Source organism: Pseudomonas sp. NPDC087336, assembly GCF_044744285.1.
Classification (GTDB): domain Bacteria; phylum Pseudomonadota; class Gammaproteobacteria; order Pseudomonadales; family Pseudomonadaceae; genus Aquipseudomonas.
The window spans coordinates 1-14,763 of record NZ_JBIUYA010000063.1 but is presented as its reverse complement, the minus strand read 5'-3'; the positions used below and the strand labels follow the sequence as shown (position 1 = coordinate 14,763).

Genomic DNA, 14,763 nt, shown 5'->3' with positions numbered 1-14,763 from the left:
CTGATTGAAACCGGCCACCCATGGCTGACCTTCAAAGACCCGAGCAACCTGCGCAGCCCGCAGCAGCACGACGGCGTGGTCCACAGCTCGAACCTGTGCACCGAGATCACCTTGAACACCAACAAGGACGAGATCGCCGTTTGCAACCTGGGCTCGATCAACCTGCCGAACCACATCGTCAACGGCAAGCTGGACACCGCCAAGTTGGAGCGCACCGTAAACACCGCCGTGCGCATGCTCGATAACGTGATCGACATCAACTACTACTCGGTGCCGCAAGCGAAGAACTCCAACTTCAAGCACCGTCCAGTGGGTCTGGGCATCATGGGCTTCCAGGACGCGCTGTACCTGCAGCACATCCCTTACGGTTCCGACGCTGCCGTCGAGTTCGCCGACAAGTCGATGGAAGCGGTCAGCTACTACGCGATCCAGGCTTCCTGCGACCTGGCTGACGAGCGTGGCGCCTACGAGACGTTCCAGGGCTCGCTGTGGTCCAAGGGCATCCTGCCACTGGATTCGCAACAGATCCTGATCGAAGCCCGTGGCCAGAAGTACATTGATGTCGACCTGAAGGAATCCCTGGACTGGGCACCGGTTCGCGCCCGTGTGCAGAAAGGTATCCGTAACTCGAACATCATGGCCATCGCACCGACCGCAACCATCGCCAACATCACTGGCGTATCGCAGTCGATCGAACCGACCTACCAGAACCTGTATGTGAAATCGAACCTGTCGGGCGAATTCACCGTGATCAACCCATACCTGGTCCGCGACCTGAAGGCTCGCGGCCTGTGGGACTCGGTCATGATCAACGACCTGAAGTACTACGACGGTTCGGTGCAGCAGATCGAGCGCATTCCACAAGAACTCAAGGAGCTCTATGCGACCGCGTTCGAAGTGGACACCAAGTGGATCGTCGACGCGGCCAGCCGTCGCCAGAAATGGATCGACCAGGCTCAATCGCTGAACCTGTACATCGCTGGCGCTTCGGGCAAGAAGCTGGACGTGACCTACCGCATGGCCTGGTACCGTGGTCTGAAAACCACCTACTACCTCCGTGCCCTGGCCGCGACCAGCACCGAGAAATCGACCATCAACACCGGTAAGCTCAACGCTGTTTCCAGCGGTGGCAACCACGGTGACGACTCGGTCCTGGCAGCACCAGCCGGTCCTGCTCCAGTGCCGAAGGCTTGCGCCATCGACGAGCCGGATTGCGAAGCTTGCCAATAAGCTGAGCCGGTAACACAAAACCCCCGACAGGCCCCTGGCTTGTCGGGGGTTTTCTTTTGATCTAAAAAAAAGCCCCTCTTGCGAGGGGCTCCTTGTGCAGCGGTTTCAGCCAGTCCGCATCAGGCCATCTGAATGATGGTCTGCATGATGGTGCTCTGGGTAGAGATGGTCTTGGCGTTCGCCTGGTAATTGCTTTGCGCCTTGATCAGGTCGACCAGTTCATTGGTCACGTTGACGTTGGACTCTTCCAGGGAGTTGGAGCGGATCGTACCCAGCGAGCCGGTTTCCGGCGCATCGTAACCCGGGATGCCCGAGGCGTAGGTTTCTTTCCAGCTGGTACCGCCGACCGGTTGCAGACCTTGTTCGTTGGTGAAGCTGGCCAACGCCAACTGGCCAATCGGCTTGGTCTGGTAGTTGCTGAAGTTGGCCAACAGCACACCGCTGCCGTCGATGGTCAGGTTGGTGATCTGACCCGTGGCATAACCGTTCTGCACGGGAATGGAGCGTGCGGTGTCGGCGTTGAACTGAGTCGTGTTACCCATGGAAATCGTCAGGCCGTCCGGATCGGCGGCCGCACCATTGGCCGTCCAGACGCCATCCTTGACCGAGCCCGGGGTCCAGTTGGTGATTTTCAGTTCATTACTGATCACCGGGCCAGGCGCTGGAACGGTCGGAGGCACGGTGGGTGGAACCGGCGTGCTGACCGACACCAACTTGCCCGATGTGTCGAAGGTCATCGTCGAAGCGATTGGCGGTGTCGCCGCGTTTGTCGGGTCGCTGCCGTCCGGATTGCGACCGTCGATCAGGGTATAGGTATCCCACGTGTTCGGACCAGTCTTGACCATGTATTGATCCATGGTGTGCTGGTTGCCCTGAGTGTCGAATACCGGAGTACTGAACTGCTTGCTGAAGGTCTCTGCCTTGCTTGGGTCGAACTTGTTGGTCGCCACCGTCTGATCGATCACTGGAGCCGTAGAGTTCAGGTTGATCGTCGACGACACCGTGGTGGTGGATTTCGGCGCCAGGTTGGAGGTGTCGATGCGCAGGTCAGTCAATACACCGTTGACAATCTTGCCATTGGCATCCACACCGTAGCCTTGCAGGCGCGCGGTACCATCGCTGTTGGTAACGTAGCCTTCCTTGTCGACCTTGAACGTACCGGCACGGGTATAGGACAGCGAGCCGCTGTTGTTCAAGACGAAGAAGCCTGAGCCATTGATGCCCATGTCCAGTACGTTACCGGTGGCGCTGATATCGCCCTGGGTAAATTGCTGGGAAACGTTGGCCAGGCGCACGCCGCTGCCGACGACCTTGCTGCCCGTGCCCAGTTTGGTCGCCGAGTACACGTCTTCGAATTCTGCGCGGGACGACTTGAAGCCGGTGGTTGCCACGTTGGCGATATTGTTACCAGTGACGTCCAATTGTTTGTTGGCAGCATAGAGACCGCTAAGGCCGATGTTGAAAGACATATTCCACTCCTTTTGTGCCGCGTTAATCGGCTCTATATACCAATGGTTTGCACTTTGGACAGGGCGACACTGCCGAGCCCGGCCAGGTTGAGCATCAACTCACCGCCGGTCTGACTGATGGTCACGCTGTTGACCGTTGCCGGCAGGTTGGTGACCAGCGCCACGCCCTTTTCATCGATGGTGGTGTTCGCCGCAAAGGTATAAGTACCCGAATCAACGACGTTACCGGCATCGTCCTTGCCATCCCAGGTGAAGCTGCTGGTGCCGGCTTGCTGATCGTCCAGGGTGAGGGTGCGGACGGTCTTGCCATCCTTGTCGGTGATTTTCACCGCCACTTCAGCCACCGACTGCGGTATGACAACCGCGCCGGTCATGCCCTTCGTGGTGTCGATCACGGCCTTGTCGCCCGGCGCGATGACTGAACGCCCCACCAGCGCCGAAGCCTGCAACGCCTGGGACGAGTTGTAGTTGCCAGCGATGCCGGACACGGTATCGTTGAGCGTGGTGATGCCTTCCAGGCTGCTGAACTGCGCCAGCTGTGCCACGAACTCGCCGTTGTCCTGAGGCTCCAGCGGGTTCTGGTTTTTCAGCTGGGTCACCAGCAGTTGCAGGAACGCATCCTTGCCCAGGGCCTTTTTGCCCGTGGCACTACCGGCCGCCGATGCCAGGCTATCGGAATTGGTAGTGGTCTTGATCGACGAGTTGGCCAGGATGTCGTTGAGGCTCGGAGCACTGGTGGTATCGGTAACACTCATCTGAATCGCCCCTTATCACTGACCGAGGGTCAGGACCTTCTGCATCATGGTTTTGGCGGTATTCATCATTTCGGCGTTGGTCTGGAACGAACGGCTCGCGGAAATCATGTCAGCCATTTCTTCCACCACGTTGACGTTCGGGTAGTAGACATAGCCCTTGGCATCGGCGGCCGGATGGTTCGGCTCGTAGCGTGCATCAAGATTGCTTTGGTCTTCGACCACGCCCAGTACCTGTACGCCTTGACCGGCCGCGTCCTGGTTCTGGAACAGGGAGTCGCCACCGCCTTGAGCGCCCTGGAACATGGTGGCGAATACCGGGTGACGTGCACGGTAGGTCTGGTCGATGCTCGACGAGACAGTCTCGGCGTTGGCGATGTTCGAGGCCACGGTGTTCAAGCGTGTGGTCTGGGCACTCATGCCGCTACCGGCAATGTTGAAAACACTGGATAGAGACATGACTTACTCTCCGCGCAGGGCTGACACCAGCCCTTTGAATTTGCTGTTGAGCAGGGTGAAGCTGGCCTGGAAGTTGACCGAGTTTTCCGCGTAGTTCGACTGTTCCAGCTGGGCATCCACAGTGTTCTGGTCGATCGACGGTTGCATCGGCGTACGGTACATCAGCGACTCGTCGCCATTGCCCAATCCCTGGGCCTCGATATGACGGCTATTGGTCATGTTCAAGGCGAAGGTGCCATTTTTGGCCTTGTCGTTCTGCGCCTCGAGCACTTTCGAGAACTCCAGGTCCCGAGCCTTGTAGTTCGGTGTGTCGGCGTTGGCAATGTTGTTGGCCAGGACTTCGGCACGCTGAGCGCGCAAGCCCAATGCCTTTTCGTGAATACCGAGCGCTTTATCGAAGCTGATGCTCATGGCGGGAAACCTTCGGCTGACCTGATTTTTCGTACGATAGTCATAGCAAGCGTCATGCCAATTCATAACCCCCCGTAAACCGGGGCTTTGCGGGCACCGGTCCAGAGGGCAGCGACAGAAAAGCGGCAAGCGGTTTCCGCTGGATGCCGCTTTTCTGCCGCGTCACACCCGTTTCCGGCTCCTGCAGGTTTAGGCCGTATCGGCGAGAAATCATCAGGCATAAAAAACGGGAACCCCTGAGGGCTCCCGTTTTTTGATGCAACCAACCGGTCACTTCGCCTGGTAAATAATCCCCGGGCTGCACTGGACCATCTGGTAATGATCCGGCAATCCGTTCAGCGCTTCGGAAGCACCGAGAAACAGATAGCCACCCGGCTTCAACGTGCTGTGAATGCGCAACAGGATGTCCTTCTTCACTTCGGCGGAGAAGTAGATCAGTACGTTGCGACAGAACACGATGTCGAACTTGCCAAGGCTCGCGTAGCTGTCCAGCAGGTTGAACGAGCGAAACTCGACCCGGCTCTTGATCGGCGCCTTGATGGCCCAGCGCCCCGGCCCCTTGGGGTCGAAATAACGCTGCAGCCGCTCGGGAGATAGTCCGCGACCGATGGCCAGGCTGTCGTACTCGCCGGTCTTGCAGTTGTTCAGCATGGTGCCGGACAGGTCAGTGGCCACAATCTGCACGCCCATCCTCAACTGCCCGGCATTGAACCGCTCGAACTCATCGATGGACATCGACAGCGAATACGGTTCCTGACCCGACGAGCACGCCGCCGACCAGATCCGCAGACGCTGGCCGGGACTTGCCTTGATCGCCTCGGGCAGCACCTTGTTCTTCAAGACTTCAAACGGATAGGTATCACGAAACCACAGGGTTTCGTTGGTCGTCATCGCATCCACCACCATCTCGCGCAACCCGCTACGCGGCTGGGTCTGAATGCGCTGGACCAGCTCACCCAGGGACTTGATGCCTTGCTGCTCCATCAGTTTGTTGAGACGGCTGGAGACCAGATACTGCTTGTTTTCACCGAGCAAAATGCCACAGGCTTTTTCCAGGAACACCCGGAACTGTTCGAAATCCAAATTACCCGTAGACAATGCTGCCGCCTCTAAAATCGTGTTGACTGCCGGGGGCCGGACGCCCCTAGCTGAAGTCTGCTGCTTTGATCCGGTCGACTACCCGGGATGCCAGGTCATCAGGACGGAATTTGGCCAGGAAATCATCGGCACCGACCTTCCTGACCATCGCCTGATTGAACACACCCGACAACGAAGTATGCAGGATGATGTGAAGCTTTTGCATTCGGGGGTCGTTGCGGATCTCGGCCGTGAGGGTGTATCCGTCCATTTCCGGCATCTCGATGTCGGAAATCATCATCAGAAACTCCTCCTCCGGCTTCTTGCCCTCGTCGACCAGTTTGCGCAGGTAATCCAGCGCTTGCCGACCGTCGTTCAACGCCACCACTTCAACACCGACCGTTTGCAGGCACCGGGTGACCTGCTTGCGCGCCACCGACGAGTCATCGACCGTCAGCACCCGCAAGGAGAGCGCCTTGTGCTGGGTTTCGACATCCACCACGCCAGCGGAAATCGCTTCCGGGGTGGGGGCCACTTCCGCCAGCACCTTCTCGACGTCGATGATTTCCACCAACTGGTTGTCGACCCGCGTCACAGCCGTCAGGTAGTGATCACGTCCCGTGCCCTTGGGTGGCGGATGAATCTCCTCCCAGTTCATGTTGACGATGCGCTCCACCGAGCGCACCAGGAATCCCTGGGTCTTGGTGTTGTACTCCGTGATGATCACGAAGGGGTTGTTCTTGTCCTTCAAGCCACCGGAGCCGGTCGCCATCGCCAGATCAAGGATCGGAATGGTCGCTCCCCGAATATTCGCCACGCCACACACGACAGGACTGGACTTGGGCATCAGTGTCAGTTTGGGGCATTGCAGCACCTCCCGCACCTTGAACACGTTGATCCCATACAGCTGCTGGCCGTCGAGACGGAACAACAGCAACTCGAGGCGATTCTGCCCCACCAGTTGCGTGCGCTGGTTTACCGAATCCATTACACCAGCCATGCCTGACTCCTACGCCAACGCTAAGTGTTGTTGCGACGCGCCTTCATCACTAAACGGCACGGCGCTTGCTTTTGATCTGTCATGAACACACAACCGACATTAATCCGACGCTTGACCACCCGCTGCCGCCAATGGCTGGGGGTGTTGTCGGCTGTTTGCCTGTTCAACGCTGGCAGCCCTGCCCTTGCTAACGCGGTTACCTTGCCTGACATGCTTATCGGCGTCACCCAGGGCTTTCTTGAATTCACCGTAGAGGACTATCTGGCGACGAGTCAAACCCAAGGTCGCTATGAAATCCAGGTGAACCCGCTCGATCCGCGCCTGCGCATGCCGATGTGCGACAAGGAATTGACAGCCACGCTGGAGAGTCCGGCCAAGCCTTTGGGCCGCGTAACGGTCAAGGTTCGCTGTGAGGGAGCATCGCCCTGGACAGTCTTCGTGCCCGCTCAGGTACGCCTGTTTCGCGAGGTTGTCACGACCACCCGGCCACTGCGCCGAGCCGGCATTGTCGAGCCGCAGGACGTCGCGCTACGTGAGCGCGATATCAGCCTGCTCAACCAGGGTTACCTGATTGCCGTGGACCAGGCCATCGGGCAACGACTTACCCGACCAATGGTCAACGATCAGGTCATCAGCCTGGTGCACATCGAACAGGCGGAAGTGATACGCAAGGGCGACCAGGTGGTGATTACCGCCCGCAGTGGTACGCTCAGCGTGCGTATGCCCGGCGAGGCACTGGCCGGTGGCGGCCTGAGCGAACAGATTCGGGTCAAGAACCTCAATTCCAAACGGGTCATCAAGGCACAGGTGATTGCGCCGGGCCAGGTGGAAGTGTCCATGTAGGGCTTGTTGCGGGTGAAATTGTGGCGCCGGTCTCGGCGGTTCCCTAAACTGTGTACCAGGCACGGCAAGCGCTGGCGCGCGCAAGCTCATTTGATAAATGGGCCTAAAGTTTTTCAGGGAATGGCCGAAAACATGGCAAGCGTCCAAATTCCCAGAGGTTTTTTTACCATGGTCATCGATTTCAGCCGATTGAACAGCTCCCCGTCACTCACGGGCAGTACACGTACCAACGCCGCCAGGGAAACTGCCGAAACCGGTAAGCCTGCCGAGCCTACCCCCTCCGCCGAACAGGTCAATATCGTCAAAAGCGGGGAATCGGTACATCTGAGCAATGAGGCGCAACAGTTGCAGAAGATCACCGATACGCTGCGCGATCAGCCTGTCGTCGACAAATCCCGCGTGGCTGAGTTGAAAGCAGCCATCGCCGATGGCAGCTATAAAGTCGACAGCAACCGTGTAGCCAGCAAACTGCTCAACTTCGAAGCCCAGCGCTAGGCCTCGGCCCGCGCCAGGCTTTTGGACGCTTAAACCCCAAGGCCAGCCATGCACGACACCAATTTACTGCAACTGATCAACGACGACCTTGCTCCAGCGCAAAACTTGCTGGAATTACTGCGCACCGAATCCCTCGCCTTGCATGGCCGCGACATGCAATTGCTGGAAGAGATCCTGGCGCGCAAGCAGGCAATGATCATCGAGCTCGAACAGCATGGCCGCAAACGCAGCGAGATTCTCGCCAGCCTCAACCTGCCAACCAATCGCAGCGGTCTGGAGCAACTGGCCAGTCAATCGAGCGTGGGTCAGGCACTGCTGACGCAAAGTGATGTCCTGACCGACCTTCTGGCTCAATGCCACGCCGCCAACGCCAACAATGGGCAGTCGATCCTTGTACAGCAGGCCGCCACGGCCACCCAGCTGAGAATCCTTAACGGCGGTGAGCAGCCCGCGCTCTATGACGCCAGCGGATCATTCTCCAGGCTTGTGAAACCACGCCCGCTTAGTCAGGCTTGAGCCTGTCGATAAGCACGCTCTATCAAGACGCGAAACATGATGGCAAAATGCCCATTGCCGTAGTCAAAATTTGTCTGGAGATTGATTAACCGTGTCCAATGCCTTAAACGCGGATGATGCTCCGCAGCCACCCAAGGTGCTCAGCACGCCCCTGGAAATCTCCGGCAATTTGCGCCAGCTGCTAGACAGCCATGACCCGCTGATCATCACGTTCCACGAGCGCAGCCAGCGCTTCCAGAGCTATCTGGTGGACCTTGATCGTGAACGCAACATGATTGCCCTGGATGAAATGATTCCCCGCGATGGCGAACGTTTCCTGCTGGCCGGCGAACCCTTCAAAGTCGAAGGTTTTCATGAAGGCGTGCGCATCGCGTGGGAAAGCAATGGCCAGCTGACCATCGACGAATCCAACGGCAGCCGTTGCTACCGTGGCACCCTGCCCGATGAAGTGGTCTACCACCAGCGCCGCAATGCTTTCCGTGCCGCCTTGAAACTGGCCCAACTGGTCAACGTCAACCTGGACGGTGAAAAACTCAAGGCAGCGATCAGTGGCAAGCTGTTGGACATCTCCGCCACTGGCTGCAAGTTGCGCTTTGAAGGCGACATTACCGGCAGCCTGCAATTGGGTCAGGTGTACGACCGTTTCAACGCCGACCTGCCCTTCGGCAAAATGACGGCACCCGTCGAACTGCGCTACCTGCACTTCGAAGAAAAGATTTCCACCACCTTCGCCGGCGTACGCTTCCACAACATGAGCGGGCTGGTGCAACGTCAGGTCGAGCGGTTCGTCTACCAACTGCAACGCGAAGCGCGGCGCTTCGACAAAGACGACTTCTGAGACAACGCTTCAAGCAAAAAACGGGCAGCCCCTTGCGGTGACTGCCCGTTTTTTTTGCCTGTATGTCAGGGCCTGGCTTCGGTAAAACTCTGCTCCCTGCCCGAATCCGGTTCTTGCGAAGGTTGATCAATTTCCGGCTCCGGTTCCAGGCTCGGATCGGAAGGAAGCGGATTCTGCATCTGGTCCTGCACCACCTGCTCGTCCACCCGAGGATCGAGGGCCGCCACCAGTGGCGAACTCGACATACTGTCCGGCATGGCAACGTGGTGCAGCGGCGCGTCGTCGACCTGGTGCAGGTTGGTCACCGCTTTCGGACGAATTCGCCACACCAGCACCAACGCAAAGAAACTGAAGAACGCGTAGAGCATCTGACTGCCGAACAACTTCATCAGCACGCCTGCCACCAACGGCCCGATGCTGGCACCAACGCCGTAGGTCACCAGCAACATCGCCGTCAGCGATACCCGTCGATCGCCCTCGACATGGTCATTGGAGAAAGCCACGGCCAACGGATACAGGCAGAACTGGACCAACGAACAGAGGAACCCGGCAATGAACAGGACTTCCAGCGGCACCCGCTCCATGATCGCCAGCGGCAAGGCCGCCAACGCCAGGCTGAACGCGAAACAGCGAATCAATAGCGCCCGGTCATAGCGATCGGACAACCACCCCAACGGCCACTGAACCAGTAAGCCGGCAAAAATGCAGCTACCCATGAACAGGCCAACCTGCTCCGTGGACAGCCCTTGCTGAGAGGCGTACAGCGGCGCCAGGCCGTAGAACGAGCCGACAATCAGGCCTGCTCCCAGGACGGTACTCAATGACTGTGGCACCCGCTTGATAAAGAACCGTGGCTCCATCGGTGCGGGATGCAAAGGCGCCGGGTGAATCCGTCGGGTCAGGGCCACCGGTACCAGGCAAAGGGTGAAACAGAGGGCAACCAGCATCAGCAGTTCCAGCCCCAGGCCCGGATGCATGACCAGAATCAACTGACCCAGCACCAACCCCAAGTAGGACGCGATCATGTATCCGCTGAACACCAGCCCGCGCTGTTTGGCATCGGCCTGCTCGTTCAGCCAGCTCTCGATGACCATGTACTGGCACATCATGCCAAGACCGACGATCACCCGCAGGAACAACCAGGCAGGCAACCAGTTCACCAGGCCATGGCCCAGCACCGCCGCGCCGACGATCCCGGCACAGGCCGAGTAGGCTCGAATATGTCCGACCCGGGCAATCAATCGATGGCCGATCTTGCCTCCCAGCACCAGGCCGAAATAGTTGGCCGCCATCAACGCACCGACCCACAGGCTGTCGACATGATCGGCAGCCAGGCGCAACGCCAGGTAAGTACTCAACAGGCCCGAGCCGATCAACATCATCAGCGAAGCGAAATAAAGCGCTCGAAAGGATTTCCAGATTTGGCGCAACGAGCGGCTCCTTGCAGTGGGTGACGGGCTATTCAAACGATAGCCCGGTGTCGACATTTCGTCAGGCCTGGGCGGCCAGGACACGCCGCTCCCAGGGAGTAATTTCATCAAGGAAACTGGTCAATTCCAAGGTCTTCGAAGCGATGTAGCCTTCGATGAACTCCTTGCCGAACAGTTCCATTGCCAACTGGCTACGTTTCAGACGTTCCAGTGCCGCATGCAAGGTACAGGGCAATGAAAGTTTATCCGGCACCTGGAACTCACCCTGCACTGGTTCGTCGGGTTCCAGTTGGTGCTCAATGCCGTACAACCCGCAGGCCAGGCTCGCTGCAATCGCCAGGTAGGGGTTAGCGTCAGCCCCCGGCAATCGATTCTCGACCCGACGAGCGACCGGCAAACTGGCGGGGATGCGCAAACCGGCTGCCCGGTTGTCATGGGACCAGCAGGCATTATTTGGTGATGCAAAGGGATGGCACAAGCGCTGATACGAATTCACGTTCGGCGCAAACAGCGCGGTGAAATCCGCCATGCCGGCTTGCTGGCCGCCGATGAAATGGCGGAAGGTCGCGCTCGGTTCACCGGTTTCGTCGCTGAAGATGTTCCGCCCCGTGCCGATCTCTACGATGCTCTGGTGAATATGCATCGAACTGCCTGGGGTGTGCGCCAATGGCTTGGCCATGCAAACCACGATCAGGCCGTGCTTGAGCGCGACTTCCTTGAGCAAATGCTTGAACAAAAAAGTCTGGTCGGCCAGCAGCAGAGGATCGCCATGCAGCAGGTTGATCTCAAACTGGCTGACGCCCATCTCGTGCATGAAGGTATCGCGCGGCAGGCCCAGCACAGCCATGCATTCATAGACATCCCGGAAGAACGGCCGCAGGCCATTGTTGGAGCTGACACTGAACGCCGAGTGGCCTTCCTCGCGACGACCGTCCAGGCCGATCGGTGGCTGGAATGGCAGGGTCGAATCGGAATTGGGAGCGAAGACGAAAAACTCCAGCTCAGTGGCCACCACCGGCGCCAGGCCAATAGCCGCGTAACGCGCGATGACCGCCTTGAGCTGGCTGCGGGTCGACAGGCTGGAGCTTTCGCCTGTCAATTCATCCGCATCACAGATGGCCAATGCCCGAGGTTGCCGACTCCAGGGCAAGCGGTGGATTTGCGCCGAATCAGGGACCAACGCGAGATCGCCGTCATCGCAACCGTAAAAGCGTGCAGGCGGATATCCGCCCATGATGCATTGCAGCATCACTCCCCGCGCCATCTGCAGACGGCGCCCCTCGAGGAAGCCCTCGGCAGTCATCACTTTGCCCCGGGGCACGCCATTCAAATCTGGCGTGACACATTCGATCTCATCAATGCCCGTCAATCGCTGCGCGAGTGAACCCAGGCCATCGGTTGTCATGACGCAATCCTTGTTTTTATACGAGCCGCGAGCGGCAACTCGTACAAAATAGGCTCCGCGTGTTCAGAATATCAAGCACGATGCACAAATATGTGAGTTCCATTGCTTCAAGGAAGATAAAGCTTGAAGAGCCCCCCGCCCAAAGGGCCGCCATTGCTGATTTCCGTGCGTCCGCCTACACCGTTACGTTGATGCAGTGCCGCAATCCGACCGGCGAAGTACAGCCCGAGGCCAGTGCTGCCTGTGCTGTGATTGATACCCTGCACGTACTCGGCCTGGCGCTCGATCATCAGCGGTGGATAACCATCACCATCGTCGTTGATGCTCAAGACCAATTGCCCGGCTTCGTCGCTGGCACTGATCAATACCGCGTGACGGGCATAACGGATCGCGTTGTTGATGCTGTTGGCCAGCACCGAAGCGATCAGCTCACGGTCGAAAAAACCCAGGGGACTCAAGGGATCGGCTTCAAACGTGGCCGCAATGCCGCGGCTGGCGAACACCTCTTGATGACACGCCAATTGTGCTTCAATGAAGTCGTCCAGTTCGTGGTAGGCGGGCTGCAGGGGCATCTGGTTGACACCCAGTTTGTACAGGCCCAGCAACTGCACCAGCATCCCATTGAGGTGCGCGAACTCGAATTCGATCACACCCTGTTCCGGGGTGTGGCGCGCTGACGCCGGCAAACCCGCCAGGCATTGGCTGTGGGCCTGCATCAGCATGGCCAGCGAGTTCTTCATGTCGTGTACCGTGGACGCAATCACCGTCGAGAAATCAAGTGCCTGTTGGTGCTCGTTCATTCGCCAAACGCCTTGTTCTTGAGCTTTTGATAACGCGCAAAACGCGAGTCGGTGTCTGGCATCAAGCCAACCATTTTCAGGCAGGCCCGACATTCCACCAGTTCCTGCGAGGGGACATTGGTATCAGTGCCATGCAGCAACGACTGTGCGAGGTTCAGCGCGATGCTGATGTTCTTGGGCTGCAGCGCCAGGGCTTTGCGGAAAATTCCCCGGGCCTGCACCAGGTCACCGGTCTTGTACACGCGCACGCCCTGCCGATTGAGATCGGCTGCTACGTTGCCGGAGTTGAGGATGCTCGGATCATCGGTCAACTTCGCAATGCCCTTCATCACCGCGGGGTCGTCGCCGTAAATCTCTGCGCAGTTTTTCAACATCGAAGCGCCCGCATTGGCCTGACCGAGCATCTGCAATTGCTTGGCCACCAACAGCGCTGCTTCCGCGCTCATGAATTGCTCCATGCCATCGAGCCGCATCATGGCTTGCTCGGTCAGTTTTTCCGCCGTTTCGGCGTCGTTGAGCAGCAGGCTGGTCGCCTTCATCAATCGCGCCCTGATTTGCAGACCGGGATCGTTCGGGTTCTCCTTGGCCACCACACTCAGGGTCGTGTTGATTTCCAGACGCGTGCGGGTATCCAGGCCTTTTTCACTGCCCTTGCTGATCAAGGCGTGAGCCAGTCCGAGGTTGCTTTCCACATCCTTGAAACGTGACTGGGCACCTTGGGCAACAGCCTGGCGGTAGGCTTTGGACGCTGTGTCAAAATCTTCATTGCTCATTGCCAATTTGCCCAGTTGCGCTTGCCTGCGCACGGCCAGTGGCGACAAGCGAATCGCCTCTTCCAGGACCCGTTGGGCCGCCTTGGTATCCCCTTCGGCAACCAGCACCTGCGCCATGCCATCGTAGAGCGCTGGCATCATCGGAAACACTTTCAGCGCTTTTTCGTAGACGCCTTTAGCCTGGATGACCTGACCGCGCTTGAACAGCAACCGGCCCAGTCCGGCAAAGGCCCATGGCAAGGGTCGATCGGCAATGATGCCGTCGTACAGACGCTCCAAGACCTCATTCTGGTTGAGGTCCCGAAGAGCATCGGCGCGGTAGCGCAAACACAACGGCGAATAGCGGATGTCCTGCTTGCACAAGGCTATGCAGGCGTTGAGCACTTCAACCGGCTTGCCTCGGTCGAGAGCCTGCAATATTGGCTTGAGCAATGTCTTGCGCTGCACCAGTCGCTCAAGGCGTTGAGCCAGACCGGAACGGTTGAAAGGCTTGGTCAGGTAAGCATCAGGTTCGTGTTCCAAGGCGCTGAGCACCATGGCTTGGCTGGTTTCAGCGGTGACCATTACGAATACACTTTCATGACTGATCAGCTTGTCGATCATCAGGTCTTCGAGCACCTGCTGACCGTTCTTCTTGCCATCGCCCAGATGGAAATCCTGCAGGATGAAATCGTAGGATTTCTGCGAACACATCTTCAGCGCCTGCTCACCAGTATCGGCTGTGTCCACATCCTTGACACCCAACTCCCGCAGCATCGACCTGACCGAACTGCGGAAATCCGAGAAATCATCGACGATCAGAAAACTCTTTTGGTGATACGACAGCATCGAAGATTTCCAGGCAAATTTAAGAAGAAGAACCGAAAGGCGAATGCACGAACAAGATCAGCTTCACTGTCCTTACGGCGCGCAGATGATAGCTGTTGGCCATCAACCATCAAGGTATTTCACGGGAACCGTAATGACTGCCGAAGGCTGCGAGAAGTAGAGCTCGCTGCGACCTTATAGGTTATCGGCCAGCAGTAGCGTTCTCTTGAAGCGAGGGAGTCGAATTGAGCGCTTTGGCTTCATTGTAGGAGCGAGCTTGCTCGCGAAGGCGGTGGCACATCCAGTATCGCGGTGTCAGGCAGTCCGCCTTCGCGAGCAAGCTCGCTCCTACAAGGATCCGGAAAAGACAAAACCCCTACCTGCATACGCAGATAGGGGTTTTGGAATTTAATCTTGACGATGACCTACTCTCACATGGGGAAACCCCACACTACCAT

The 14,763-nt window shown here is 58.1% G+C and carries 15 protein-coding genes; 5 read left to right on the top strand and 10 right to left on the bottom strand.

The genetic code is table 11. From position 1 onward, the window contains the following. Nucleotides 1-1,230: ribonucleoside-diphosphate reductase subunit alpha (locus ACIO0C_RS30940; RefSeq protein ID WP_401318282.1), on the top strand; the 1,230-nt coding region annotated here is incomplete at its 5' end. A 119-nt stretch (nt 1,231-1,349) separates the two neighbouring features. Here ACIO0C_RS30940 and flgE read toward each other — a convergent pair. From flgE to ACIO0C_RS30910, 6 genes are all read right to left on the bottom strand, one after another. Beyond that, nucleotides 1,350-2,699: a flagellar hook protein FlgE gene (flgE, locus tag ACIO0C_RS30935; RefSeq protein ID WP_401318279.1), complete on the bottom strand. Its 1,350-nt coding sequence runs from the start codon at nt 2,697-2,699 to the stop codon at nt 1,350-1,352. Between the two features lie 32 nt (nt 2,700-2,731). Further along, complete coding sequence (flgD, locus tag ACIO0C_RS30930) at nt 2,732-3,454, bottom strand: flagellar hook assembly protein FlgD (RefSeq protein ID WP_401318278.1); 723 nt, start codon at nt 3,452-3,454, stop codon at nt 2,732-2,734. Between the two features lie 15 nt (nt 3,455-3,469). Continuing rightward, a complete protein-coding gene (gene flgC, locus ACIO0C_RS30925) occupies nt 3,470-3,910 on the bottom strand; it encodes a flagellar basal body rod protein FlgC (RefSeq protein ID WP_401318275.1) in 441 nt (146 codons plus the stop codon). 3 nt (nt 3,911-3,913) lie between these two features. Continuing rightward, nucleotides 3,914-4,321 (bottom strand): flagellar basal body rod protein FlgB, encoded by a 408-nt coding sequence (gene flgB / locus ACIO0C_RS30920; RefSeq protein WP_401318273.1) that lies wholly within the window; start codon nt 4,319-4,321, stop codon nt 3,914-3,916. 270 nt (nt 4,322-4,591) lie between these two features. Beyond that, nucleotides 4,592-5,419, bottom strand: a complete 828-nt coding sequence (gene cheR, locus ACIO0C_RS30915; RefSeq protein ID WP_401318271.1) for a protein-glutamate O-methyltransferase CheR — start codon at nt 5,417-5,419, stop codon at nt 4,592-4,594. 46 nt (nt 5,420-5,465) lie between these two features. Beyond that, nucleotides 5,466-6,398: a chemotaxis protein CheV gene (locus ACIO0C_RS30910; RefSeq protein ID WP_401318269.1), complete on the bottom strand. Its 933-nt coding sequence runs from the start codon at nt 6,396-6,398 to the stop codon at nt 5,466-5,468. An 81-nt stretch (nt 6,399-6,479) separates the two neighbouring features. Here ACIO0C_RS30910 and flgA point away from each other — a divergent pair, with 81 nt between their 5' ends. The 4 genes from flgA to ACIO0C_RS30890 all read left to right on the top strand — a co-directional run bounded on the left by flgA (nt 6,480) and on the right by ACIO0C_RS30890 (nt 9,090). After that, entirely contained in the window at nt 6,480-7,241 is a 762-nt protein-coding gene (gene flgA, locus ACIO0C_RS30905; RefSeq protein ID WP_401318267.1) for a flagellar basal body P-ring formation chaperone FlgA, read from the top strand. A gap of 168 nt (nt 7,242-7,409) precedes the next feature. After that, a complete protein-coding gene (gene flgM / locus ACIO0C_RS30900; RefSeq protein WP_401318264.1) occupies nt 7,410-7,736 on the top strand; it encodes a flagellar biosynthesis anti-sigma factor FlgM in 327 nt (108 codons plus the stop codon). Between the two features lie 48 nt (nt 7,737-7,784). Beyond that, nucleotides 7,785-8,252, top strand: coding sequence for a flagella synthesis protein FlgN (locus ACIO0C_RS30895; RefSeq protein WP_401318262.1), 468 nt, complete (start codon nt 7,785-7,787; stop codon nt 8,250-8,252). A 91-nt stretch (nt 8,253-8,343) separates the two neighbouring features. Next, nucleotides 8,344-9,090 (top strand): flagellar brake protein, encoded by a 747-nt coding sequence (locus tag ACIO0C_RS30890; RefSeq protein ID WP_401318260.1) that lies wholly within the window; start codon nt 8,344-8,346, stop codon nt 9,088-9,090. 65 nt (nt 9,091-9,155) lie between these two features. On the opposite strand, the gene ACIO0C_RS30885 is transcribed toward ACIO0C_RS30890, so the two are convergent. From ACIO0C_RS30885 to ACIO0C_RS30870, 4 genes are all read right to left on the bottom strand, one after another. Beyond that, nucleotides 9,156-10,520 carry an MFS transporter gene (locus ACIO0C_RS30885; RefSeq protein WP_401318257.1) on the bottom strand — a complete coding sequence of 455 codons (1,365 nt, stop codon included), beginning with the start codon at nt 10,518-10,520 and terminating at the stop codon, nt 9,156-9,158. A gap of 61 nt (nt 10,521-10,581) precedes the next feature. After that, nucleotides 10,582-11,823, bottom strand: a complete 1,242-nt coding sequence (locus ACIO0C_RS30880) for a glutamine synthetase family protein (protein WP_401318283.1) — start codon at nt 11,821-11,823, stop codon at nt 10,582-10,584. A 209-nt stretch (nt 11,824-12,032) separates the two neighbouring features. Beyond that, entirely contained in the window at nt 12,033-12,725 is a 693-nt protein-coding gene (locus tag ACIO0C_RS30875; protein WP_401318254.1) for a sensor histidine kinase, read from the bottom strand. Next, entirely contained in the window at nt 12,722-14,326 is a 1,605-nt protein-coding gene (locus ACIO0C_RS30870; protein ID WP_401318252.1) for a response regulator, read from the bottom strand. The genes ACIO0C_RS30875 and ACIO0C_RS30870 overlap by 4 nt, the downstream gene beginning before the upstream one ends. Nucleotides 14,327-14,763 lie beyond the last annotated feature (437 nt).

Excerpts from the sequence above, each read along its gene's own strand:
- flgB (WP_401318273.1), bottom strand. The coding sequence starts at position 4,321 with ATGAGCATCAGCTTCGATAAAGCGCTCGGTATTCACGAAAAGGCATTG.
- flgD (WP_401318278.1), bottom strand. The coding sequence starts at position 3,454 with ATGAGTGTTACCGATACCACCAGTGCTCCGAGCCTCAACGACATCCTG.
- ACIO0C_RS30895 (WP_401318262.1), top strand. The coding sequence starts at position 7,785 with ATGCACGACACCAATTTACTGCAACTGATCAACGACGACCTTGCTCCA.
- flgA (WP_401318267.1), top strand. The coding sequence starts at position 6,480 with ATGAACACACAACCGACATTAATCCGACGCTTGACCACCCGCTGCCGC.
- flgE (WP_401318279.1), bottom strand. The coding sequence starts at position 2,699 with ATGTCTTTCAACATCGGCCTTAGCGGTCTCTATGCTGCCAACAAACAA.
- ACIO0C_RS30870 (WP_401318252.1), bottom strand. The coding sequence starts at position 14,326 with ATGCTGTCGTATCACCAAAAGAGTTTTCTGATCGTCGATGATTTCTCG.
- flgC (WP_401318275.1), bottom strand. The coding sequence starts at position 3,910 with ATGTCTCTATCCAGTGTTTTCAACATTGCCGGTAGCGGCATGAGTGCC.
- ACIO0C_RS30910 (WP_401318269.1), bottom strand. The coding sequence starts at position 6,398 with ATGGCTGGTGTAATGGATTCGGTAAACCAGCGCACGCAACTGGTGGGG.
- ACIO0C_RS30880 (WP_401318283.1), bottom strand. The coding sequence starts at position 11,823 with ATGACTGCCGAGGGCTTCCTCGAGGGGCGCCGTCTGCAGATGGCGCGG.
- ACIO0C_RS30875 (WP_401318254.1), bottom strand. The coding sequence starts at position 12,725 with ATGAACGAGCACCAACAGGCACTTGATTTCTCGACGGTGATTGCGTCC.
- flgM (WP_401318264.1), top strand. The coding sequence starts at position 7,410 with ATGGTCATCGATTTCAGCCGATTGAACAGCTCCCCGTCACTCACGGGC.